Genomic DNA, 24717 nt, shown 5'->3' with positions numbered 1-24717 from the left:
CATTAATTCCTCCCTGAATGCTACTCTAGCATCTCTGCAGCTTTTCTATTTCGCGTCAAACCATGTTGGGCCATAGGAAAAGTCTACTTTTAATGGCACCTTTAATTCGAGTGCATTTTCCATCACATCAGGTACTAATTTCTTGAGTGTTTCAATTTCCTCTTCCGGTGCTTCAAAGATGAGTTCATCATGCACTTGGAGAAGAAGTCTTGTTTTTAATCGATAATCCTTCAATGCTTCAGCCATATCAATCATTGCTTTTTTGATGATATCGGCTGCACTTCCCTGAATCGGTGTGTTCATCGCCGTTCTTTCGGCAAAGCTTCTAACATTAAAATTGCGAGCTGTAATCTCCGGAATATATCTTCTTCTCTGCAACAGGGTAGAAACATAGCCTTTTTGTTTAGCGGAATGAATGATGTCATCCATATACTCTTTCACCCCAGGATAGCTAGTAAGGTAGCGATCAATAAATAGGCCAGCTTCCTTACGGGTAATTCCTAGGCTTTGTGAAAGACCATAATCGCTTATTCCGTAGACAATACCAAAGTTGACAGCCTTTGCTTGGCGCCTCATATTGGATGTTACCTCGTCAGCGTTAACATGGAATACATCCATCGCTGTTTTTGTATGGATATCGAGGTCATCCTTAAATGCCTGAATTAGTTTTTCATCACCGGCGATGTCAGCAAGAACTCTTAGTTCAATTTGTGAGTAATCGGCTGCAAATATTATCCAACCTGGTTCTGAAGGGACAAAGGCTTGGCGAATTTTCCGCCCCTCTTCCAATCGAATTGGGATGTTTTGCAGATTCGGGTCAATCGAGCTTAATCTGCCTGTTGATGTTAAGGTTTGTTGATATCGTGTATGAATCTTACCTGTCTCTGGATTTATCACTTTAAGCAGACCTTCAATATAGGTAGATTGCAGCTTTCCTAATTGTCGGTAATTAAGAATATGATCAATGATTTCATGATCATTTGCTAATTTCTCCAAGACATCTGCTGATGTGGAGTATCCTGTTTTTGTTTTCTTAAAGGGTGGCAGGTTTAGCTTTTCAAATAAAATCACACCTAATTGCTTAGTTGAGTTAATATTGAACTTTTCACCGGCCAAATCATAAATGGTGCCTTCGATTTCAATCAGCCTGTCATGAATTTCGCCGCCCATCTTTAGCAGACGTTCCTTATCCACCTTGATCCCGCAGGATTCCATATCAGCCAAAATGAGTGATAACGGCATTTCAAGCTCAGTAAATAATTTATATTGTTCGTTTGTTTTTAACTCATCTTCCAGCTTCTGTCTCAAATCAAACATAGCAAGACTTTTTCGAACAAGGTGCTCCGCTATCAGTGAGTCATCAGGTATTTTCCTCTTAGCCCCTTTTCCATAAAACGACTCATCTGATTGAATCGTATTTCCGTACTTTTTAGCGATAGTTGAAAGATCATCGATTGATTCAGTTGGATTGATAATATAAGAAGCCATTAATATATCAAAATTGACCCCTTTTAAATGTATACCATGTCTTCTTAACGCAACCTCTGAACGTTTCGCATCGTAGACTGTTTTCTTTTTCGATTCATCTTCGGCCCATTCTTTAAAGCTTTCAGACTGTAAGGCTAATTCTGTTGGTAAATAATAATATCCCGTTTCATTTACAATCGAAAAACCAATAATATCTGCATAATGGTAATTATCCTCGAGCATTTCAACATAGAAATGATTATCATCTGCAAACAAATCATCCGTTATTACTTCGGGTGTTTGAAACTCGATGTTCTCAAGCTCTAGCTCTTCTGTACTAGTAGTGTCGCCACCTAATTTTTCTAATAACGAAGTAAAACCAAGCTCTTTATATAGTGCTACAACTTTTTCTCTTTCAAATCCCTCGAAAAGGGCATTTTCTATAGTTACTTCGACCGGTGCCTGCCTTTCAATCGTGGCAAGCTCCTTACTCATCTTTGCTTGATCTTTAAATTCTTCGAGTTTTTCTTTTAACTTATTTCCAGCTACTTGATCAATTGATTCTAATAATTTCTCTAATGTTGAAAATTCCTTCAACAGCTTAATCGCCGTTTTTTCTCCGACACCCGGTACACCTGGAATATTATCTGAAGGATCCCCCATTAACCCTTTCATATCGATAATTTGCTCTGGAGTTAACCCGTACTTTTCCATCACATGTGAAGGAGTGTATACCTCGATATCGGTAATTCCTTTACGGGTAATGCCGACAGTTGTATTCTCAGATGAAAGCTGTGTTAAATCTTTATCTCCTGAAATAACTTTAATTTCATAGCCTTCTTTTTCCGCAGACAATGAGAGAGTTCCAATAATGTCATCCGCCTCATAATTTTCAAGCTCATAGCGTTTAATTCCGTAGGCATCAAGCAGTTCACGAATATAAGGAAATTGCTCCGATAATTCAGGCGGTGTTTTTTGCCTTCCACCCTTATACTCTCCAAAAGTCTTATGGCGGAATGTGGTCTTCCCAGCGTCGAAGGCAACGAGGATATGGGTCGGCTTTTCATCTTCCATAATTTTATTCAGCATCATGGTAAAACCGTATACAGCATTTGTGTGTACACCTTTATCATTGTTTAACAGGGGCAGTGCAAAAAATGCACGGTAAGCAATACTATTCCCGTCAATTAATACTAATTTCTTCTTTTCCATCCATTTACCCCTTCCAGGTTAATTCAAATATTTATGTAGTTCGATGATAAACTCACTGCCTTCACCAACTGTGCTTCTCACAGTAATGTTTCCATGATGTGCTTCAACTAAATGTTTTACGATGGCTAACCCAAGACCTGTCCCGCCAGAGTCCCGGCTTCTTGCACGGTCAACACGATAAAATCGTTCAAAAATACGAGGAATTTCTTCTTTTTTAATTCCTACACCGGAGTCTTTAACATGTATTTTTACTGTCTTCTCGTAATCAAAAAGTGATATTTTCACATATCCTCTTGCCGGAGTATATAAAATAGCATTCGTTATTAGATTAATAAAAACCTGCTTTAATCGATCATGGTCTCCCTGTATATATAATTCTTCCCTCTTAAACTCAAGTTCTAGACGAATATCCTTTGATTTTGCTTTTTTATCAAGCATGGTAATAACTTCGCTAATTAATTCATAAAGATCCAAGTTCTGAATGTACAACTTAAACTCCTGCTGCTCAATTTTTGAAAAATCAAGCAGGTCTTGGATAAGCTTTTGCATTCGATCGCTTTCTTTATGGATTATTGATAAAAATGCCTCGAGCGTATCGTGATTGTTCATCGCACCATCAATCAACGTTTCAGTAAACCCTTTTATCGAGGTAACAGGCGTTTTTAATTCATGCGAAACGTTGGCTACAAAGTCTTTTCTCATTTTTTCAAGTTTTTTTATCTCGGTAATATCATGGAAAACAAGTAAAACACCTTTCCAAACATTATTTGTCCCAATAATTGGTATTCCGTGAACATCAAAGTATCTTCTTTCAATTCCCAATGGAAAAAGAAGATGTTTTCTGACACGTTGTTCTGTCCGGAATACCTCCCCAATGATATGGCAGATTTCTTCTTTCTCAATTATTTCGTAATATAGCTTATTTAAGTAATCGGTAGATTCCACATGGAAGATCTCGATGTATCCTTTATTAATTAGATTGATATATCCACGACTGTCTATCAGAAGAAGTCCGGCACCCATATTTTCGATTAATGCACTTAAACGATCTTGCTGTATTTCTTGAGATTTACTCATTTCTTGAAGATTTTGCGCCAATACATTGATGGATGAACTCAACATACTTGTCTCGTTTAATTCGTCACTTTCTATTCTTGCCCGGTAATTTCCTTCTGCCAATTCAATAGCGACATTTGTAGCAGCTTCGATTGGTTTTGCATATCGTGACGTTATTCTATACCCGAGATATATGAAGACAATAAGTGCAATCACTAAGCTAATCGATAAAATCAGCCATATTTGTCCGTAAGCTTTTTGAAGTTCACTCGTTTTTGTAATGATAAAGATATATCCTTCTCTTTCACCCGCTTTTAAAATGGGTTTCCATGAATAGTGTAAGTCGTATTCATCTTGCTCTACTAGCTTCGTTTCCTGTTTTGATTTTTCCTTTAAGAGCTCATTAATATTTTCTTTTATACCGTTTATATTTGTCTGATCCATTTTCCCACTGTCATACAGAAGGACCCCATCGTTGTCTGTGATGGCAAGCCTTACATTGAGCATACGACTTATTTCGCTTACCTGTTCCTGATTGATTGAGTTCAATCCACCATTATTTTCAATATACAGTTTAAGTAGACTGCCTTCTTTATTTAAACGTTCATTATATGTATCAAGGTAGTTGCTTTTAAAAAGCTGACCGAGTAAAATCCCCAATCCGACTAAACCAATGATGATTAGGGATATAAGGGCTAGGAGGAGCTTTGAACGAAATTTGTTCATTCCACCTTTGGCTCCTCTAGTTTATATCCTAGTCCACGAACTGTTTTGATATAAATAGGTTTTTTGGTATCCTCTTCAATTTTTTCCCTCAGATGTGAAATGTGAACATCCACAATTCGAGTATCCCCAGCAAATTCATAATTCCAAACAGAGCTCAATAATTGGTCACGAGTTAAAACTCGATTTTTATTTTGAGCTAAATAATGCAGCAATTCGTATTCCTTTAGGGTTAATTCCAATTGCTGACCTTTAAAATATGCTTCATATTTCTCAGGGAAAATTTGCAGGTTTCCAATTTCAATAATTGAACTATCAACTTTGTCCACTTCATTACTAGTTGTTTGTATTTGAATTCTTCTCAAGATTGCTTTCACACGGGCAACTACTTCTCTTGGGCTAAAAGGCTTAATCATATAATCATCTGCACCGAGCTCTAGACCCAATATTTTATCAAACTCATCGTCTTTAGCCGTTAACATTAGAATCGGTGTCATGATTTTTTGTTGACGAAGCTGTTTACACACTTCAACACCGTCCATTTGCGGCAGCATAAGATCTAACACAATAAGATCAGGTGCCATGGTTTCTGCTAATTGTTTGCCCGCCAAGCCATCAAATGCTGTCATTACATCAAAACCTGCTTGTTCCAAATTATATTGAAGTAACGTCACGATTGACTGTTCATCATCTACAACAAGTACCTTATTTTTCATATAACCCTCCGAGTGTATGTCTATTTCTCCATCTTTTTTATTATAATATAGAACCAAGAAGATTACCTACTATCCAACTTATCTACAAAAAAGGAATGTGAGAGCACATTCCTTTTCGGATGAATAGATATTAAAAATTATCTAACACATTACCATTCATTCCTCCTAAGCGATAAGGAGGACAAACCTTTAATTTTCCAGTAATAACAACCTCGTCTTTTTCATTTGTCCCAACCACTGTAATCGTCACGGTATGGTCATCATGATTTACTTGAACCACCTCTAACAATAACTGGACTGTTGCATAATGGTAAACTGGCTTGGGAAAATCAATATCCTGGCTGACAATATGGCTTCCAGGTCCAGGTAAATACTTCGAAATAGCTGATGTAATCATTCCAGTAAGCATTACGCTTGGGACAATCGGTTTTTTGAAAGGTGTTTGGGAGGCGTAATCATGCTGAATAAATAGCGGATTTGCATCATCGGTTAGCCCTAAATACAAAAGAATATCCTTATCTTCAATTTTTTCAGTTAAGACTAGTTTTTCTCCTGCAGTCATTTCTTTAATTTCTCGACCTAGTTTTCTTTTTTTACCTAAAAGCATTTTTTTCGCTCCTTGTAAACGTTTTCATTATAGTATAAAAAATTCGAGGAAATTATTCCCCGAATTCCAAATCACTTATACTAAAACTTTCATTACATTTTGAACAGACTCAACGGATTTGTCTAAAGCCGCTTTTTCCTCTGCAGTTAGATTTAGCTCAATGATTTTTTCAATTCCGTTAGCGCCAAGGATTGTTGGTACGCCAAGGTAGATACCTTCATAACCAAATTCTCCTTCAAGATAGGCAATCGAAGGAAGAACGCGGCGTTGGTCTTTTAGAATAGCTTCACACATTTCAACTAGGGAAGCTGCAGGAGCATAATAGGCGCTGCCGTTTCCTAGAAGGTTCACGATTTCGCCGCCGCCTTTTCTTGTACGCTCAACTATTGCTTCTAACCGCTCTTTAGGAATTAATGTTTCTAATGGGATGCCACCAGCGTAAGAGTAACGTACAAGTGGAACCATATCATCACCGTGTCCACCTAAAACAAAGCCGGTAACATCTTTAACTGAAAGATTTAATTCTTGTGCTACGAATGTACGGAAACGCGCTGTATCAAGTACACCAGATTGCCCAATTACACGGTTTTTAGGGAATCCAGATTCTTTAAATACTGTGTAAGTCATTGCGTCAACAGGGTTTGTTAATACAAGGATGGTACAGTTTGGAGAATGCTTTACGATTTCCTGTGTAACACTTTTCATAACCCTTTGGTTTGTTTGAACTAAATCGTCACGACTCATACCTGGTTTTCGGGCGATACCTGCAGTAATAACGACGATATCAGAATCACGAGTGTCTTCATAATTTGATGTACCCGTGATATTCACATCAAAACCTTGAACAGGACTAGCTTCAAGCATATCTAAGGCTTTTCCTTTTGTAGGGTTTTCCATTTGTGGGATATCAACGAGAACGACATCGCCTAATTCCTTTTGTGCAAGTAAGAATGCAGTTGTAGCACCGGTGAAACCTCCGCCAATTACGGAAACCTTTTTACGCTTTAAAGACATTTTAAACTCTCCCCTTTGAAAGTATTATTGTCGATATTCGAAAGGGGCTGTTCGAAAACAGCCCTGATTATCCATGTTAAGCTTCCCCTAGGTGCACTAGCCTTCCAATTATTCCATATTCTTAATTAATTCATCTGCGAATTCAGATGTTTTAACTTCTGTTGCACCGTCCATTAAACGAGCAAAGTCATAGGTTACTACTTTAGAAGCAATGGTCTTTTCTACTGATTTAATAACCATTTTAGCTGCTTCAGTCCAGCCTAAGTGCTCAAGAAGTAATACACCTGATAGGATAACAGATGAAGGATTAACTTTATCAAGTCCTGCGTATTTTGGAGCTGTACCATGTGTTGCTTCAAAAATAGCATGGCCAGTTTCATAGTTGATGTTTGCTCCAGGAGCGATACCGATTCCGCCAACTTGTGCAGCAAGAGCATCAGAAATGAAGTCTCCATTTAAGTTCATAGTTGCTACAACATCAAACTCGCGTGGACGTGTAAGGATTTGTTGTAAGAAAATATCGGCAATCGCATCCTTCACGATAATTTTGCCAGCTGCTTCAGCGTCAGCTTGCGCTTTATTAGCAACATCTGAACCTTGGTCAGCTTTAATACGATCATATTGAGCCCATGTAAAGACTTTATCACCAAATTCTTTTTCGGCAAGCTCATAACCCCAGTTTTTGAATGCGCCTTCTGTGAATTTCATGATATTTCCTTTGTGTACAAGCGTAACAGATTTACGGCCTTCTTTAATCGCATAATTAATCGCCGCACGTACAAGACGAGTTGTTCCTTCTTCAGAAACTGGTTTAATACCGATACCTGAAGTTTCAGGGAATCTGATTTTGTTAACACCCATTTCGTTTTGTAGGAAGTCGATCACTTTTTTAACTGCTTCTGTACCTTTTTCATATTCGATTCCAGCATAGATGTCCTCTGTGTTTTCACGGAAGATAACCATATCCGTATCTTGTGGGCGCTTTACTGGAGAAGGTACACCTTCAAACCATCTTACTGGACGTAAGCATACAAATAAATCTAACTCTTGACGAAGGGCAACGTTCAATGAACGGATACCACCGCCAACAGGTGTTGTAAGTGGACCTTTGATTGCAATTAAATATTCGTTAATTACATCAAGAGTTTCTTTTGGAAGCCATTCACCAGTTTGGTTAAAAGCCTTTTCTCCCGCAAGAACTTCCTTCCATACGATACTGCGCTCGCCTTTATAAGCTTTTTCAACTGCAGCATTTAATACTCTCTCAGAGGCTGCCCAAATATCTGGACCGATTCCATCCCCCTCGATAAATGGGATAACTGGATTGTTTGGTACGTTTAATACTCCATTGGTAACTGTGATTTTTTCGCCTGACATGATTCATTCTCCCTCCGTATGTAAAAAGCAATCATTAAGTGGATTCCTCGGTTAGAGATAGGTGATCCCTAACCGAGGTTAGAGAGGGTTATCTCTAACCCTGAGGATACAATCCTATTAGAACAATTTTTTTCATAAAAGTAAAATTTAATTAACCCCTTTTGTTAATTGGAACGTAAGTCTGCATGCCCGGACCTGTATATTCAGCACGTGGACGAATTAAACGGTTGTTTTCATATTGTTCTAGAATATGAGCCAACCATCCTGACACCCTGCTTACTGCAAAGATTGGTGTAAATAAATCATGGTCAATGCCTAAGCTGTGATACATAGATGCTGAGTAGAAATCAACGTTTGGCGGTAATTTCTTTTCGCCAGTAACGATGCTTTCGATTTTTTCAGACATTTCATACCAATGAGGCTCGCCCGTTAACTCAGTTAATTTTTTGGACATCGCTCTTAAATGTTTAGCACGCGGATCACCTAAGCGATAAACTCGGTGCCCAAAGCCCATGATTTTTTCCTTGTTCGCAAGCTTTTCACGGACATATGGCTCAACGTTTTCAATTGTGCCAATTTCTTTAAGCATTTTCATTACAGCTTCATTTGCACCGCCATGTAGTGGTCCTTTAAGAGCTCCGATAGCAGCTGTTACGCCGGAATAAACATCTGATAAAGTTGCCACACAAACTCTTGCCGTAAATGTAGAGGCATTCAGTTCATGGTCTGCATGTAGTACAAGTGCTTTGTCTAAAGCGTCAACAGCGATTTTATCAGGTTCATTCCCCGTTAACATGTAAAGGAAGTTTGCTGCAAAGCTTAAATCTGTTCTTGGTTGGATGGGTTCAAGACCTTTTCTAACCCGTGCAAAAGTTGTAATAATTGCAGGCATTTTAGCTTGCAGTCGAATCGCCTTTTGATAGTTTGATTCAGCATCCATTAAGTCTGCATCTTCGTCATAAAGTCCTAGCAATGAAACTGCAGAACGCAGCGCAGCCATTGGATGAACCTTTTCAATAGGATACATTTTAAAATGCTCAATCACTTCTTGTGGAAGTGCCGCATTTTCAGCTAGCTGCTTTTTCAATTCTGCTAGTTCAGGTTCTGTTGGTAATTTGCGGTGCCACAATAAATAAATTACTTCTTCAAAGCTTGCATTTACAGCTAAATCATCAATATCATACCCAACATAAGCCAACGTATCATCAATAATAGAGCTGATGGAAGAAGTTGTTGCCACTACCCCTTCAAGACCGCGTGTTACTGTCATAGAAATCTCTCCTTCACTTTATAATTTCCCCATTACCCATTTGTAAAAAGAAGTATTTTTTATCAGCTGAAATCGTTAATGATCACAGCCATGTTGAAAGAAATTCTTCATTTCAAATATTGCTTATGAATTACTATAACGCGTCTCCTTCAAGCAAATATCTAGACCTGAGCGCTTGCTCGGGTTAAACCCAACAAACTAAATAACTTCTTTTTTTAAAAAAAAGTTATTAACAAGTAATCTAGCATATTTATGCGACTTATGTAAAAAAGGATACGCTTTCAAGTCCTATTATAAACAATTATCAGATTTTTGTGAACGAAAAGGGATGAAAAGTTCAAAAAAATATTATTTTACAAAAAATCTAAGTAAAAAAATGGATTATTTTCATGGCTGTATAGGCTATTCCTGCACCAATTAGCGGACCTACAGCCACACCTTTAAAGATTGATACAGATAAAATAGTACCTAAAACAAGTGCCGTAGTTATATGTGGGTCATCTTCCAATAAGGAGACTCCCCCCTTGGCTAGTAAGGCAACGACCATTCCAGAAATGAGTGCCACCCAAGCAAGAGGTGATTTAAAAGCACCGGACAAATCTTTGAACCCGATTTCGCCAGAGGCAATCGGCGCTAAAACAGCGATTGTAATGACAGTAACCCCCCAATTAATGCCTTTACTCTGTATAAAGGTGAAAGATTTTGTTTCAAGTCCACTCAATTTTAATAAGATTAAAACAACAATGGCAATCATCAACGAGTTGTTTTTTGCAATAATTCCAATGATTAATAGCAGCAATAAGAATAAAAACGACTCATTAAACATCTATTTCATCCATCCTTTTCTCAATTCTAATATGGAAAATCATGCAGGTTTGTACAAAAAATGTTAAACTAAAGCTACCGAAATGACTGTTAGGGAGGCATGTTATTGGATAAAAAGTACTTATATCGCACGATGAGATTTGTTATGGTGATTGGCATTGTTGTTCTTGCACTTCTATCATTTTATTATTTGTCAAAAGTGATCTATCCATTTCTAATTGCCTTAGTTATTGCATTTTTTATTAATCCAATTGTTAACATTTTTGAAAATAAACTTCGAATGCCCCGGGGATTAGCTGTTTTTGTGGCATTAATCATCATTTTTGCCTTTGCTGTTGGCTTAGTTACACTTTTAATAGCTGAAATTGTTTCAGGGGCCAATTATTTAGCTAAAGTTGTACCAGAACATCTCGATACAATAATAAGTTACATTGAAGAATATATTACTGCTCAAATTATCCCTCTCTATAATCAATTAACTAGCATATTTAACCAATTAGCAGATGGTCAGCAAAATACCATCATTTCTAATATCCAAAATGTTGGAACAACCATTGGAACAACCGTTGGAACGTTCATACAAAATCTTTTCGGCAATATTCCAGTGATTCTATCCTGGTTTCCAAATGCAGCAACGGTGTTAATTTTCTCCTTATTAGCAACTTTTTTTATAAGTAAAGATTGGCACAGATTTACCCGTCTTAGTAACAAAATTTTACCAGAGAAAGCTAAAACAAGTGGTAAGACTGTATTTGTAGATTTGCAAAAGGCATTAATTGGTTTTCTAAAGGCACAGCTAACACTTATCTCGATAACAACCGTGATTATTTTAATTGGGCTGCTCGTCCTTCGGGTTGATTATGCGATTACTATCGCTTTGATCACTGGTATTGTTGACATTATCCCCTACCTGGGTACCGGTGCTGTTTTTGTACCCTGGATTATTTATGAGGTAATTGCAGGTGATTTGGGTCTTGCCTTAGGATTAGGGGTACTTTATGTACTAGTCATTGTTCAACGGCAAGTTATGGAGCCAAAAATACTTTCTTCTAGTATCGGCCTTGATCCATTAGCCACCTTAATCGCGTTGTTTGTCGGGTTTAAATTAATTGGCTTCATAGGTTTAATAGTGGGTCCTGTTGCCCTCGTTATCATTAGCACTCTCTATCGCGCAAATGTTTTTCATGATTTATGGACTTTTATCAAAGGAAAAGAGGACTAATCAATAAAAAACGTCAACCCCCATTGGAGGTTGACATTTTTTATTTGATTATCTTTATATTCCCTTTTTCTATCCTCTTGCGTAAAGAATTTATCATAAGGAATTTAAACGGCTTTCTAGTAGGAGGGAACAAAAACAAAAATCCAAATAAATCGGTAATAAAACCAGGTGTTAATAGCAGTGTTCCACCAATTAATATACATATGCCATCCAAGACAGAGTCACCAGGAATTTGGCCATAGGCTAGCTGTTCCTGTGCTCTTTTTATCGTTTGCAGTCCTTCTCTTTTTGCCAAATAGGCTCCAACAACTCCTGTTAAGATAATAAACGCAATGGTTGGTAAAAAACCAATGGTTTTACCCGATAAAAGAAGGAACCCAATATCGATTGCGGGAATTACAATAATTAATAAGGCTAAATAGCGCATTTTTTTATCTCCTTCAAACCAGCTTGTATTAATTATATACCGAATTGTTGAATTAATGTTCAAAAAAAAGAAGGGTTAATCCCTTCTCTTCTTAAGACTTATAGGACACTTGCATGCCCGTTATAGATGACACCACGAGAGGCGTCAACAGTGATTTCTTGACCATCTCTGAACAGCTCAAGTACGTTTTCAACACCTACAATAACCGGGATTCCAAGATTAAGTCCAACGACAGCTGCATGGCTGGTTAATCCACCTTCTTGTGTAATCAAAGCAGCGCATTTTTCAATTGCTGGAACCATATCACGGTCTGAACCAAGTGTGATTAAAATGGATCCAGGCTTTACCTTTTCAATAGCCTCCTGAGCATTTTGGGCAATAACCACTTTACCAAAAGCAGACTTACGGCCAATACCCTGTCCTCTAGTGATAATATCACCGACAACATGAATCTTCATCAAATTGGTTGTACCTGCTTCACCAACAGGAACACCAGCTGTGATGACAACTAAATCACCATGTTTGACGAGACCGCTGTTTACACTATCTTCCACAGCACTATCGAGCATTTCATCCGTTGAGCTGCACATTCTTCCAAGCTGAGGATACACACCCCATACGAGTGCTAAACGGCGGCAAACATGCTCGTTTGCAGTAACTGCCACAATTGGTGCCTTCGTGCGGTATTTTGAAATCATTCTAGCAGTATGTCCACTTTCAGTTGGTGTAATAATTGCATTTACCTCAAGATTTAAAGCGGTATGGGCAACTGACTGACCAATTGCGTCTGTAAGATTGTGTTCCGAATCTTTTCTGCGTGCAGAAAGAATTTCTTTATGGTCTAGAGCTGATTCTGCTCTAGAAGCTATATTATGCATGGTTTGCACAGCTTCAACAGGGTATACTCCTGCCGCTGTTTCACCAGATAACATAATGGCATCCGTACCATCAAAAATTGCATTGGCAACATCACTTGCTTCTGCACGTGTCGGACGTGGGTTACGCTGCATAGAGTCGAGCATTTGTGTAGCCGTAATAACAGGTTTACCTTGTGCATTACATTTCTTGATTAACATTTTTTGCACAAGTGGCACTTCCTCTGCAGGGATTTCCACGCCAAGATCTCCACGAGCTACCATTAAACCATCTGAAACTTCAAGAATTTCATCAATATTATCGACGCCCTCTTGGTTTTCAATCTTAGGGATAATATGAATATGTGTAGCCTGCTTTTCTTCTAGAATCTGACGGATTTCCAAAACGTCACTTGCACGGCGGACAAAGGATGCCGCAATAAAATCTATACCTTGTTCAATTCCAAACAGGATATCATTTGTATCTTTTTCAGTGATACCTGGAAGCTTTACCGATACTCCTGGAACGTTAACCCCTTTTTTGTTTTTCAATGTTCCACTGTTAAGGATTTTTGTATGAATTTCCTTTTGTTCCATATCAATATTAAGGACTTCTAGTCCGATTAAACCGTCATCCAATAGTATTTTTGAGCCTACCTGAACATCTTCAATTAATCCTGGATATGTAATCGAAAATTTTTCTGTTGTCCCTTCTACCTCAATCATCGAAATGGTAATGTTATCTCCAGACTGAAGTTCGATTGATCCGTTAACCATATTATTAGTACGGATTTCTGGACCTTTTGTGTCAAGAAGAATAGCAACAGTCTTACCAGTTAGTTTTGATGCTTCACGAATATTTTGGATTCGCTGTCCATGTTCTTCGAAGTCACCATGGGAGAAATTCAAGCGTGCTACATTCATCCCTGATTCAATCAATTGAGTTAATTTTTCTACACTTTCACTTGCAGGACCGATTGTACATACAATTTTCGTTTTACGTAACATATTTATTTCCTCCTATATTTCAACTAGTACTTTTAGACAGTGGCTCTTTTCTTAAACTACGAAAACAGCCTAGATAGATAATTCTTTTGAAAGTTTGACTAGATCTAGGTCTAGCTTGTGCTTTCTTTCTAAAGCTTCGACGATATCATAATCAACAAGTGCATTTTTTTCAATCCCTACGGCACGTCCGCCTTTGCCTTCAATTAATAATTCGACTGCTCTTGCACCTAAGCGGCTTGCCAGCACTCGGTCAGCTGCAGTTGGGGAACCACCGCGTTGAATATGCCCAAGTACAGATAATCTAACATCAAAGCTGGTTGCTTCTTTTAGCTGCTTGGCAATATCATTGCCGTTGCAAACACCTTCAGCGACAATAATGATACTATGCTTCTTCCCGCGTTCCTGCCCTTTGCGAAGTCTGTCTACAATTTCATCCAAATCATAGCGTTCTTCAGGAATGAGAATGGTTTCTGCTCCACCAGCTAATCCAGCATACAAAGCAAGGTCACCTGCGTCCCTTCCCATTACCTCAATCACAAAAGTTCTTTCATGAGATGTTGCAGTATCACGAATTTTATCCAACGCATCAATAACGGTATTTAATGCCGTATCAAAACCAATGGTAACTTCAGTCCCTGGAATATCATTATCAATCGTTCCAGGCACACCTACGCATGGATACCCTTGTTGTGTCAATGCTCTGGCACCTTGATAAGAACCATCGCCGCCGATAACAACTAGTCCTTCAATACCATGTGCTTTTAACTGTTCAATTCCCTTTTGCTGTCCCTCTGGTGTTTTAAATTCTGGACAGCGTGCAGTTTGCAGCATGGTCCCTCCGCGATGAATAATATCACCTACAGAGCCAAGTTCAAGTTTTTTTATTTTTCCTGAAATGAGTCCAGCGTATCCACCATAAATTCCATAAACCTCTACGTTATGATATATTGCCTTACGGACAACAGCCCGGATAGCAGGATTCATTCCTGGTGAGTCACCACCGCTTGTTAAGACTCCAATTTTTTTCATTTATACCACCTCATCTATTTACTAAAAAACGTATGTATTTTAAATTAGAATTTTCATTATAAGTGCACTTCATTTATTATCTACAGAAATGCCGGTAATATTTATAAAATACCATTAAAGCGACCCCTAAACAACTCAATAACATTAGTAAATTTAATAGACGGAATTGTTGGTTAACTGGAAACGCTTAACCGACAATTGGAAACGCAGACATTGACATATTCCGGAAATTTATTGACATATATGTGAACTCGGTAAAATATTGAAAACGTGCTCTGTGAGCACGTTTTTTTAGATACTAATATAATCTTTTAAAAAGGTATATTCTCCAATTGTTCTAAATTTATTATAACGATCCACGATTAATTCTTCCTCTGATAGTTCAAGAAGTTCTTTTAAGGATTTCTTCAAGATAGTGTCAATCGCCTCTGCTTGATCCTTGATATCTTTATGAGCTCCACCCTTGATTTCTGGAATGATATCATCAATGACGCCCAGTTCCTTTAAGTCAGGTGCTGTTATTTTCATGGACTCAGCAGCCTTTTTAGATAGTGAAGAATCTTTCCAAAGTATCGCAGCAGCACCTTCTGGTGATATAACTGAGTAAGTGGAATTTTCCAGCATATACATGCGGTTACCTACCCCTAAAGCTAGCGCACCACCACTTCCGCCTTCACCGATTACGATACAAATGACTGGAACCTTAAGTCCGGCCATTTCAAATAGATTGCGGGCAATTGCTTCGCTTTGTCCTCGTTCTTCAGCTGCCTTTCCTGGATAGGCACCTTTCGTATCAATAAAGCAAATAATTGGTCGATTAAATTTATCTGCCTGCTTCATTAAGCGAAGGGCTTTTCGATAGCCTTCAGGGTGGGGCATTCCAAAGTTTCTGCGAATGTTTTCTTTTGTATCTTTTCCTCTTTGATGGCCAATTACCGTTACTGGCAGCCCACGAAACTTAGCCACACCACCGACGATCGCTTCATCATCACCAAAGGTTCGATCCCCATGGCATTCAAAGAAACCATCAAAGAGGTTAGCAATATAATCTAACGTTGTCGGTCGATTTGGATGTCGGGCAATTTGCACACGGTCCCATGGTTTTATATTGTTATAGATATCTTTTTCAAGTTTCTCAAGCCTTGACTCTAATTTCTCGATTTCAGAAGATAAATCAACATCTGCAGTTTTTGTAAACTCTTTTAGTTCGGCAATTTTATTTCTTAATTGCACGATTGGGCGTTCAAATTCTAATTCCCCTACCATCCAAGTTCACCTCCTGGTTGATGAATTTCAAGTATGTTTGTGATTTTATCGATTAAATCTTGACGGGAAATAATGGCATCCAGCTGACCATGCTTCAATAGGAATTCTGCTGTTTGAAAATCTTCAGGCAGTTCCTCCCGGATGGATTGTTCAATCACCCGACGCCCCGCAAAACCAATTAATGCCCCTGGTTCTGCAAAGTTGTAATCACCAAGTGACGCGAAACTTGCTGAAACACCCCCCGTTGTTGGGTGGGTCATAATCGAAATTATAAGTCCGCCATTATCACTAAATCGCTTTAAGGCAACGCTTGTTTTGGCCATTTGCATTAAGCTAAGGACCCCTTCTTGCATTCTGGCACCGCCGGATGCAGTAAAAATAATAAATGGTACTGAAAGTTCATCCGCTTTTTCAATCGCACGGGTTATTTTTTCACCTACAACAGACCCCATGCTCCCCATTCTAAATGTAGAATCCATTATGGCTAAGACAATCTTATTTCCGTTTACACTTCCACAGCCAGTTACTACTGCTTCATTTATTTTCGTTTTTTGACGGTCTTTTTCTACTTTTTCGAGATAATCTGGGAAGTTCAACGGGTTTTCAGAAACCATATTTTCATTAATTTCTTCCAAGCTGTCCTCATCTAAAAAGCTGACAATGCGCTCTTTTGCGTTCATGGCAAAGTGATATCCACACTGCAAGCAAACCTTCATATTTTTCGTTAATTCTTTTGTATACATAATGGTTTTACATGATGGACATTTAGTCATAATTCCTTCAGGTACATCACTTTTTGCAGCCTCGGTAGGAATCGTTGCATATTTTTTCTTTTTAGGTGTATTTTTTGTAAAAAGATCTTTAAGCAATTCGTCCAAACCTCCCTCGTTGGAAAAAATCAAGCCAAACGGCAAGTTTTTATAATCTTATATTGAAGTCTTTCCTTAAATAATGACAATTCAAACCTATCTTTATAAATTGGTCAGACCACCAAAAAATGAAAAATGCCCATTTCTAAAAGGGCTTGTTAGCTTGTCTATCACTATAAAGGATAAATCCTTCAAAATCTGTTAGTATTTGTCGCTTAAAATAGACAAATTTCTTAATTGGCGATATATAGAAAAAGTCCATTTCTCATCTTTTACAATTAAGGCTTCTATTAATTGTAAAATGATGTTCCTATTATACACTACATTTTTTGGTTGAACAGAATTGTAATAATCCTTTAATATTAACCAGATTCTTGAAAACAAAAAGTTATCAGCCAATTTAATTAGTTGATAGAAGAACTCATCATCATTTAATTGATTTTGTTCAACCAAGCTTTTTACCTTCAATAACTGCTTTTCATCCGCTCTATTCAGAACTAATCGGAGACAATCCATTTCTATTAGGTACATTGTTTCAATCACATCATGCTTTGCTTTTTCATCCTGAAGAATAAAGGTTCCAAGCAACTGTACAAGCTGATTTCCCTGAAAATCCCTGATAAATGTACCTTCTCCGCGTCTCGTTTCAATTAAACCTAGCAGCTCCAACGCTCTTAAAGCTTCCCGAACAGAAGAGCGCCCGACATTCAGGCGCTCAGACAATTCCCGTTCAGATGGGATTTTATCTCCAGATTTCAAATTATCTGCAGATATCATCTCTCTTAGTTGCTTTACAATCTCAAGATATACCTTAGTATTTGCCACTAACGAATCACTCACTTTTACCAATAATAGCGAGCCTCTTTGTTTTTTCTTTCACATCTTCAGGGTCAACCTTTATACGGGCAACTCCCGTGTCCATGGCTGCAGTTGCTACTGCTGCAGCAACAGTTGGCGCAACTCTCGGATCAAAAGGTGCTGGGATAACGTAATCCTCATTAAGTTCTGATTCATTTATTAAACTGGCAATAGCCTCAACAGCTGCCACCTTCATTTTTTCATTTATGTGTGTAGCACGAACATCTAGGGCACCACGGAAAATCCCAGGGAAAGCTAGTACATTATTTACTTGGTTTGGAAAGTCTGATCTACCTGTTCCTACCACTCTAGCTCCTGCTTCTTTTGCCACATCCGGCATGATTTCTGGATTTGGGTTAGCCATTGCAAAAATGATAGAATCTTTATTCATGGAAGCAACCATTTCTTTTGTAAGGGCACCTGCAACAGAAACGCCAATAAATACATCTGCACCTTTAATAACATCAGCAAGGCTTCCAGTGAGATTATCACGATTTGTAAATTTTGCTACTTCCGCTTTGATACCATTCATTCCTTGTGGGCGGCCTTCATAAATGGCACCCTTTGTATCACACATGATAATATCTCTTACTCCATAGCTGTATAATAATTTAATAATGGCAATTCCAGCTGCACCAGCACCATTAGCAACAACTTTAATTTCTGTAATTTTTTTGTCAACCAGCTTTAGTGCATTTACAAGACCTGCAACAGTAACAATAGCAGTACCGTGTTGATCATCATGAAAAATAGGAATATTGGTTTCTTTTTTCAATCTCTCTTCAATCACAAAGCAATTTGGCGCTGCGATATCTTCAAGATTCACGCCGCCAAATGTTGGCTCGAGTAACTTAACGGTTTCAATTATTTTTTCGACATCGGTTGTGTTTAAGCAGATTGGGAAGGCATCGACGCCAGCAAAGCTTTTAAATAATACTGCTTTGCCTTCCATTACTGGAAGTGCAGCTTCCGGTCCAATATTTCCGAGACCTAAGACTGCTGTACCATCAGTGACTACAGCAACCATATTGCCCTTCATCGTGTACTCGTAAACCATTTCTGGTTTTTCATAGATATCTTTACACGGTTCGGCAACACCAGGAGAATACGCTAAACTCAGATCCTTGGCATTTCTTACTGGTACTTTTGATTTAGACTCAAGCTTTCCTTTGTTAATTCGATGCATGTGTAGTGCTTCTTCCCGTAAAGTCAAAATATTTCACCCCTTAAATTAGTACAAAAAGATATCGTTAAATACAATTAATATTAGTCTGTTTTTTAGTGGTCAGACCACACCTATCTCAATTACACTATAACATATCTGCAATCGTTGTAAAGAATTATTCCTTCAAAACCACATTATTATTTCCTAAAAATTCACACAATAATTTTATTAGTTTTGTACTAGGATGAATCATAAATTCTTTCCCAAGCCTGAAGGTTTTCTTACTGATTTCATAATGTAAAACAACTTTTGTTTTTCCAGCATTCTCTTTGAATAATTGCTTTAATTGATGTAACGATTGCTCATCTTGTTTCTCTTCGACTATTTTTAAATATAAAATAGACTCCTTCTTGTTTTTTGTTTCTAACCATGTCTCTATTTCAGAGACTTGCTGGATAATAAATTGAAGTTTACTATCTCGTTCTTCTACTTTCCCCTCTATCACTGCAAATTTTCCATGTTCTAAAAGATGAGAGTATTTTTTATATATAACCGGAAATGCGACTGCTTCCATTTCCCCGCTAGAATCACTTACATTCAAAAAGGCCATTGAATCCCCCTTTTTTGTACGAATTTTTCGCGAAGAAGTAATATAAACACCGACAGCTTTACCTTTATGGTCCGCAGATAATTCAAGCAAAACACACGCACCAGCTTGTTTAAGTCGTTTTTCAAAAATGGATACTGGGTGGTCAGAAAGGTAGAATCCAAGCGCCTCTTTTTCAAATAGAAGCTTATCCTCCAGCCTGATTGGGTCTACCTGTACGTACTTTGGCTTAAGCTGAAACTCATCAAGAAATAATTCCACTTGACTTGATTCGTCTACCTTAAACAATTGGGCATGCTCTAGGGCAACATCTAAACTTGCAAGTAAGACAGCACGGTCTTCCTTAAATTCATCAAAGCTGCCAGAGTGAACGAGAACCTCAAGGATTTTTCGATTGATGGCTTTTGAAGAAACCCTGGTACAAAAATCGAATATATCCTCAAACTTCTTACTTTTTCTTGCTCGAAAGATTTCTTTTAATACTGCAGCACCGACACTTTTAATGGCTGCGAGGCTATAGCGGATTCCGTTCTTCTCTACCTGAAAGGAATAACCACTGTGATTGATTGAAGGCAGCAGGATTTCCATATCCTTTTGCTTTGCTTCCAAAATATATTGGGCTATTTTTGTTTCATTTCCAATGGCTGAGGTCAGCAAGCCAGCCATAAAATAAAGAGGATAGTTTGCTTTTAAATATGCTAATTGATAAGTAATCATACTATAGGCAACAGCATGGCTTCGATTAAAACCATAATTTGCAAAGCGAACGATTAAATCATATATTTCATTAGCTAGTGCTAGGTCATACCCTTTCTTTATAGCACCTTGGACAAAGTGGTTTCGCTCTCTGTCCAGCACATCCTTTTGCTTCTTCCCTACTGCCCTTCGCAAAAGGTCCGCTTCACCAAGAGAAAAACCTGCCATTTGAGAAGCAATCTGCATAATTTGTTCCTGGTATACAATCACCCCATATGTATTTAACAGAATGGGTTCCAAATCTTTATGTGGGTATTCCACAGCCTGCCTGCCATGTTTTCTATCAATAAATAAGGGGATATTTTCCATTGGCCCTGGTCGATAGAGGGCATTAACCGCCACAATATCTTCAAAACGTGAAGGCTTCAGACGTGATAATACCTTTCTCATTCCCTCCGATTCGAGCTGAAATATCCCTGTTGTCTCTCCTCTTGCCAACAGAGCGAATGTTTTTTCATCCTGTAATGGTATGGTTTTGATATCTATCTTTCTTCCAGTTTTTCTATGAATAGAAGCTACTATCGATTCAATCAACGATAGATTTCTCAAGCCAAGGAAATCCATTTTCAATAACCCTATTTCTTCAAGATGCTCCATAGAATACTGGGTCAAATAAATATGGTTATTCCCTTTTTGGATAGGGATTAATTCAATTAGCTGCTTCTCACTTATAACCACGCCTGCAGCATGGGTGGATGTGTGACGAGGCAGCCCCTCGAGCTTTAAAGCTGTCTCATAGAGCTTTCGATTGATTGGGCTTTCATCAATAAAGGCTCTTAATGGCTGCGATTCCTTATAAGCACCTTCAAGGTTTATTCCTAACACTGATGGGATACGTCTTGATAATTGTTCTAATTCCTTCGTATTCAATCCAAATGCCCTGCCGACATCTCTAATCGCTGCTTTGGCGGCAAGTGTTCCAAACGTTACAATTTGAGCTACATGTAATTCTCCGTACTTCTTTGCCACGTACCCGATTACTTCATCCCGACGATGGTCAGGAAAATCTATATCAATATCTGGCATTGAAATCCGTTCAGGATTTAAAAAGCGCTCGAATAGTAAATTATGTGCTAGTGGATCCACATCGGTAATATACAACACATAGGCTACGAGCGAACCTGCTGCTGAACCCCTTCCTGGACCTGTCAAAATACCATTCTCACGAGCATATCTCATAAAATCCCAAACAATCAAAAAGTAGTTGCTAAACTTCATCGAGTTAATGACTGATAATTCATAGGACAAACGCTCAAAGTATTCTTTGGCGGGAGAACCAAAGCGCTCCATCAACCCTTGTTTACAGAGCTTTTCTAGGTAGTTTTCTGCTGGCTGTCCATTCTCAGTAGGATATTCTGGTAAATAGGTTTTGTTCAATTCAATATTTATCAAGCACCTTTTAGCAATACCAATCGTGTTCTCTAACGCTTCAGGTATTTCTGAAAATGCTTCGATCATTTCCTTTCCGGTTTTCAAGTAAAATTGATCGCTGCCCAATTTTTCTCGGTGATCATCTTGAAGTTTATCCCCATTTTTTATTGCTAATAGACATTCATGAGCAAACATATCTTCTTGTTCTATGTAATGAACTCGATTTGTTGCCACTAATGGAATCGTTAGTTCTTCGGCAATCGTTTGAATTCTCTTTGTTACTATTGCTTCCTCCTCTAATTGATGATTTTGGAGTGCTAGAAAAAAGGACCCTTTGCCAAATATAGACTCAAGTTTTTTTATGATTTCTATCGCTTGTTCTTCATTTCCACTTAATAGATTTTGTTCAATCTCCCCTTCTACACCAGGAGAAATGGCAATAAGTCCTTCAGCATAATGTTTTAACCATTTGAAAGGAATCCCATTTTCTGCTTTTGTTTGGACCGCACTCGATATTTTCAAAAGGTTTTTAAAACCTTTTTCATTTTCAGCAAGTAAAACTAACGGATATGAAGTTTCCTTTTCATTTTCACTTTCTACATCTACGGTTAATCCAATGATTGGCTGGATGTCGTTTTTTAAACATTCCTTGTAAAATTCAATCGTTCCATACATAACATTTCTATCCGTTAAGGCTAGCGCTTTGAATCCTTTTTTCTTTGCATGATAAATCAATTCATGAACCGATGCTGTACTTGTTAATAAGCTATATGCGCTATATACGTGAAGGTGAATAAAAGACATTTTTGTCACCCCTTCCAACTAAATCTCTTATCTACATTATAGAACCAATTTATAAAAAAGGAAAATATGTTCTTGTTTTTTGGCTGTGTTAAACTTGGCTGTTGATTTGCGCTACAGGGGCGAGCGGTTCGCGGGCTCACCCGTGAGCCTCCATACAGCTTCGCACCTGCGGGGTCTCACTCAGCTCGTTCATCCCGCAGGAGTCGAGCCCCTTTCGCTCCAATCAACAGGTTCTAAAATCAACAGTATCCATTAACACAGCCTTTTTTTTAGTCCTCATAAACGCAGTTGTTTGTCCATATAAATGTAATAGTAAATAAGATTTTCCATAAGGGCGGTTAAAATAATGAAAGAAATTGGTTTTTTTCCTACTTTTATTGAAAGCTATTTTATTGCATTAGGAGTGATCTTAGGAGGTGCCTTAATTGGCGGAATCGCAGCCTTTCTAACTGGACAACCACCGCTTACAGCTGTTTACCGGCTGTCTACAGACTTAAGAATTTGGGCAATTGTCGCTGCAATAGGCGGGACATTTGATGCTGTCTACACCTTTGAGAGAGGGTTATTTAATGCCGAAACAAGGGACATTTTTAAGCAGCTGCTTATTATCCTGTCGGCATTAGGCGGTGCACAAACAGGTACACTGATTATTAATTGGTTAACACAGGAGTATATATCGTGAGAATTCCACCCTATTATCGACGACCTGCTTGGCAGCGTTTTTTTGCTGGGATGGTCATTGGCGGAGCGATTAGCTGGTGTATTTTTTTATATATTTTTGGAGTTTGGCAGGAGGACCACACCGCATTGATTGAAAAGCAAAAGGAGGAAATAGTTGACCTGAAAAATGAAAAAAAAATCTGGCAGGAAGAATATAAAGAGATAAATAAACGGACGATTGAGCAGCTAACGATTCAAAAAATCAATATTAAAATAACCAATTGGGAAAAATACAAGCTAGACTTATTAAGTGTTTCAGAAATCGAAGACTCCGTAAAAGATGACATTAGTATGATGATTGCAAAGGATATAGATACCGTCTATAAAAGCAAGGAATTAATCAAAAAAATCATTCAGAATAAACCCATTAAAATTCATGACAAAAGATATAAACTGCAAGTTAAGGAAATGGTCATCTTCACCACACTATCCATTCAGCTTGAAATATCTTTTGAAGAATAAAAGAATCGACCCGTAATTAGGTCGATTCATTTTTATGAAGAATAGTTTTCACACACTTCACTCAGCTCTTTTAATACAAGATCAACTTCATCCCATGAATGAATGGAAGCACCTGATGCAAGTGGATGCCCACCGCCTTTAAACTTTCTGGCAACACCATTAATGACTGGTCCCTTTGAACGAAGGCGTACCCTGATTTGATCTTCTTCTTCAATAAAAAAGACCCAGGCTACAATACCTTTTACATTTCCCAATGTTCCGACAAGTAACGAAGCCTCTGGCGGCTCTGCCCCGTATTCTTCCAACAATTTCTTTGTAAGAAGAACTGAAGCTACACCGTTAGTCTGCATTTCAAAATTTTGTAAGACATAGCCGTTTAATTTAATAATATTGGCATCAAGCTCGTACATTTGGTCAAAGAGTTCGGTACGGGAAAAATTATAGTGAATGAGCTCCCCTGCATAGGCAAAGGTTTTGTCTGTCGTACTTGGAAACAGGAATCTCCCTGTGTCCCCAACAATACCACCAAATAAGAGTCTAGCGGCTACATCATTTAATTTTAAACCACGGTCCTTACCAAATAAATAGAATTCATAAATCATCTCACTGCACGAACTTGCCGTTGTATCTACCCATAATAAATCTCCGTATGGATCCTCATTAGGGTGATGGTCTATTTTTATTAGCTTATCCCCTAATGAATATCGTTTGTCACAAATTCTCTCCTCATTAGCGGTGTCACATACAATGACTAAGGCCCCTTTATAAACCTCATCCTCAATGGTGTCTAGACGGCGCATGAAATGGAGTGACTTTTCTTCCTTTCCAACCGCAAACACATTTTTATTAGGGTAAGATGCTTTTAGTATTTCAACCAATCCACATTGGGAACCATAAGCGTCCGGGTCAGGACGGACATGGCGGTGAACGATTATTGTTTCATATTGTTCAATCATTTCGAGAATTTTTTCATTCATGGTTATCACCTCTATAGTTTTTGAAGCATGCCTAGTATTTTGGTAAAATAATATG

20 protein-coding genes are annotated in these 24717 nt (G+C 38.1%); 3 read left to right on the top strand and 17 right to left on the bottom strand.

The window, feature by feature from the left end:
- Positions 1-45 precede the first annotated feature (45 nt).
- From polA to J2Y03_RS14215, 8 genes are all read right to left on the bottom strand, one after another.
- Entirely contained in the window at positions 46-2679 is a 2634-nt protein-coding gene (gene polA, locus J2Y03_RS14250; protein ID WP_310195220.1) for a DNA polymerase I, read from the bottom strand.
- A gap of 18 nt (positions 2680-2697) precedes the next feature.
- The gene (pnpS, locus tag J2Y03_RS14245) at positions 2698-4461 is read right to left on the bottom strand and encodes a two-component system histidine kinase PnpS (protein WP_310195217.1); all 1764 of its coding nucleotides are present in this window, start codon (positions 4459-4461) and stop codon (positions 2698-2700) included.
- Entirely contained in the window at positions 4458-5174 is a 717-nt protein-coding gene (locus J2Y03_RS14240) for a response regulator transcription factor (RefSeq protein WP_132093087.1), read from the bottom strand. Before J2Y03_RS14240 ends, pnpS begins: the two co-directional genes overlap by 4 nt.
- Before the next feature lie 130 nt (positions 5175-5304).
- On the bottom strand, positions 5305-5781 hold the full coding sequence (locus tag J2Y03_RS14235) for a MaoC/PaaZ C-terminal domain-containing protein (protein ID WP_310195215.1): 477 nt from the start codon (positions 5779-5781) through the stop codon (positions 5305-5307).
- Between the two features lie 75 nt (positions 5782-5856).
- Complete coding sequence (mdh, locus tag J2Y03_RS14230; RefSeq protein WP_310195212.1) at positions 5857-6795, bottom strand: malate dehydrogenase; 939 nt, start codon at positions 6793-6795, stop codon at positions 5857-5859.
- Between the two features lie 108 nt (positions 6796-6903).
- Positions 6904-8172, bottom strand: coding sequence for an NADP-dependent isocitrate dehydrogenase (gene icd, locus J2Y03_RS14225; protein WP_310195209.1), 1269 nt, complete (start codon positions 8170-8172; stop codon positions 6904-6906).
- 151 nt (positions 8173-8323) lie between these two features.
- Positions 8324-9442 (bottom strand): citrate synthase, encoded by a 1119-nt coding sequence (citZ, locus tag J2Y03_RS14220; protein WP_310195207.1) that lies wholly within the window; start codon positions 9440-9442, stop codon positions 8324-8326.
- Between the two features lie 364 nt (positions 9443-9806).
- Positions 9807-10268, bottom strand: coding sequence for a DUF441 domain-containing protein (locus J2Y03_RS14215; RefSeq protein WP_132093102.1), 462 nt, complete (start codon positions 10266-10268; stop codon positions 9807-9809).
- Between the two features lie 105 nt (positions 10269-10373).
- Between J2Y03_RS14215 and ytvI the strand changes: the two genes are divergently transcribed.
- On the top strand, positions 10374-11489 hold the full coding sequence (gene ytvI, locus J2Y03_RS14210) for a sporulation integral membrane protein YtvI (RefSeq protein WP_310195202.1): 1116 nt from the start codon (positions 10374-10376) through the stop codon (positions 11487-11489).
- Positions 11490-11529: 40 nt separating this feature from the next.
- Here ytvI and J2Y03_RS14205 read toward each other — a convergent pair whose 3' ends face one another.
- The 8 genes from J2Y03_RS14205 to dnaE form a co-directional block, all read right to left on the bottom strand.
- A complete protein-coding gene (locus J2Y03_RS14205; protein WP_132093108.1) occupies positions 11530-11916 on the bottom strand; it encodes an FxsA family protein in 387 nt (128 codons plus the stop codon).
- 98 nt (positions 11917-12014) lie between these two features.
- Positions 12015-13778, bottom strand: a complete 1764-nt coding sequence (gene pyk, locus J2Y03_RS14200) for a pyruvate kinase (RefSeq protein WP_310195199.1) — start codon at positions 13776-13778, stop codon at positions 12015-12017.
- Positions 13779-13847: 69 nt separating this feature from the next.
- Positions 13848-14807: a 6-phosphofructokinase gene (pfkA, locus tag J2Y03_RS14195; protein WP_310195197.1), complete on the bottom strand. Its 960-nt coding sequence runs from the start codon at positions 14805-14807 to the stop codon at positions 13848-13850.
- Between the two features lie 291 nt (positions 14808-15098).
- Complete coding sequence (gene accA, locus J2Y03_RS14190; RefSeq protein ID WP_310195193.1) at positions 15099-16073, bottom strand: acetyl-CoA carboxylase carboxyl transferase subunit alpha; 975 nt, start codon at positions 16071-16073, stop codon at positions 15099-15101.
- Positions 16067-16942, bottom strand: coding sequence for an acetyl-CoA carboxylase, carboxyltransferase subunit beta (gene accD, locus J2Y03_RS14185; protein ID WP_132093120.1), 876 nt, complete (start codon positions 16940-16942; stop codon positions 16067-16069). The genes accA and accD overlap by 7 nt, the downstream gene beginning before the upstream one ends.
- A gap of 201 nt (positions 16943-17143) precedes the next feature.
- Complete coding sequence (locus tag J2Y03_RS14180) at positions 17144-17719, bottom strand: FadR/GntR family transcriptional regulator (protein ID WP_396954212.1); 576 nt, start codon at positions 17717-17719, stop codon at positions 17144-17146.
- A gap of 55 nt (positions 17720-17774) precedes the next feature.
- Entirely contained in the window at positions 17775-19013 is a 1239-nt protein-coding gene (gene ystJ, locus J2Y03_RS14175) for an NADP-dependent malic enzyme (protein WP_310195187.1), read from the bottom strand.
- A gap of 127 nt (positions 19014-19140) precedes the next feature.
- Entirely contained in the window at positions 19141-22503 is a 3363-nt protein-coding gene (dnaE, locus tag J2Y03_RS14170) for a DNA polymerase III subunit alpha (RefSeq protein ID WP_310195184.1), read from the bottom strand.
- 343 nt (positions 22504-22846) lie between these two features.
- Between dnaE and ytrH the strand changes: the two genes are divergently transcribed.
- Positions 22847-23185, top strand: a complete 339-nt coding sequence (ytrH, locus tag J2Y03_RS14165) for a sporulation membrane protein YtrH (protein ID WP_463675879.1) — start codon at positions 22847-22849, stop codon at positions 23183-23185.
- Positions 23182-23685, top strand: coding sequence for a sporulation membrane protein YtrI (gene ytrI, locus J2Y03_RS14160; protein WP_310195179.1), 504 nt, complete (start codon positions 23182-23184; stop codon positions 23683-23685). Before ytrH ends, ytrI begins: the two co-directional genes overlap by 4 nt.
- 32 nt (positions 23686-23717) lie before the next feature.
- On the opposite strand, the gene J2Y03_RS14155 is transcribed toward ytrI, so the two are convergent.
- Positions 23718-24662 (bottom strand): DHH family phosphoesterase, encoded by a 945-nt coding sequence (locus tag J2Y03_RS14155; RefSeq protein WP_310195176.1) that lies wholly within the window; start codon positions 24660-24662, stop codon positions 23718-23720.
- Between the last annotated feature and the right edge of the window lie 55 nt (positions 24663-24717).

This window comes from Neobacillus niacini (assembly GCF_031457145.1).
GTDB lineage: Bacteria > Bacillota > Bacilli > Bacillales > Cytobacillaceae > Neobacillus > Neobacillus niacini_J.
This window is presented reverse-complemented; position numbering and strand designations above follow the sequence as displayed.

Coding starts and splice junctions, on each gene's coding strand:
- J2Y03_RS14180 (WP_396954212.1), bottom strand. CDS start 17,719: ATGATATCTGCAGATAATTTGAAATCTGGAGATAAAATCCCATCTGAA.
- dnaE (WP_310195184.1), bottom strand. CDS start 22,503: ATGTCTTTTATTCACCTTCACGTATATAGCGCATATAGCTTATTAACA.
- icd (WP_310195209.1), bottom strand. CDS start 8,172: ATGTCAGGCGAAAAAATCACAGTTACCAATGGAGTATTAAACGTACCA.
- accA (WP_310195193.1), bottom strand. CDS start 16,073: ATGGTAGGGGAATTAGAATTTGAACGCCCAATCGTGCAATTAAGAAAT.
- pnpS (WP_310195217.1), bottom strand. CDS start 4,461: ATGAACAAATTTCGTTCAAAGCTCCTCCTAGCCCTTATATCCCTAATC.
- J2Y03_RS14240 (WP_132093087.1), bottom strand. CDS start 5,174: ATGAAAAATAAGGTACTTGTTGTAGATGATGAACAGTCAATCGTGACG.
- J2Y03_RS14215 (WP_132093102.1), bottom strand. CDS start 10,268: ATGTTTAATGAGTCGTTTTTATTCTTATTGCTGCTATTAATCATTGGA.
- mdh (WP_310195212.1), bottom strand. CDS start 6,795: ATGTCTTTAAAGCGTAAAAAGGTTTCCGTAATTGGCGGAGGTTTCACC.
- J2Y03_RS14205 (WP_132093108.1), bottom strand. CDS start 11,916: ATGCGCTATTTAGCCTTATTAATTATTGTAATTCCCGCAATCGATATT.
- J2Y03_RS14235 (WP_310195215.1), bottom strand. CDS start 5,781: ATGCTTTTAGGTAAAAAAAGAAAACTAGGTCGAGAAATTAAAGAAATG.
- citZ (WP_310195207.1), bottom strand. CDS start 9,442: ATGACAGTAACACGCGGTCTTGAAGGGGTAGTGGCAACAACTTCTTCC.
- pfkA (WP_310195197.1), bottom strand. CDS start 14,807: ATGAAAAAAATTGGAGTCTTAACAAGCGGTGGTGACTCACCAGGAATG.
- polA (WP_310195220.1), bottom strand. CDS start 2,679: ATGGAAAAGAAGAAATTAGTATTAATTGACGGGAATAGTATTGCTTAC.
- J2Y03_RS14155 (WP_310195176.1), bottom strand. CDS start 24,662: ATGAATGAAAAAATTCTCGAAATGATTGAACAATATGAAACAATAATC.
- pyk (WP_310195199.1), bottom strand. CDS start 13,778: ATGTTACGTAAAACGAAAATTGTATGTACAATCGGTCCTGCAAGTGAA.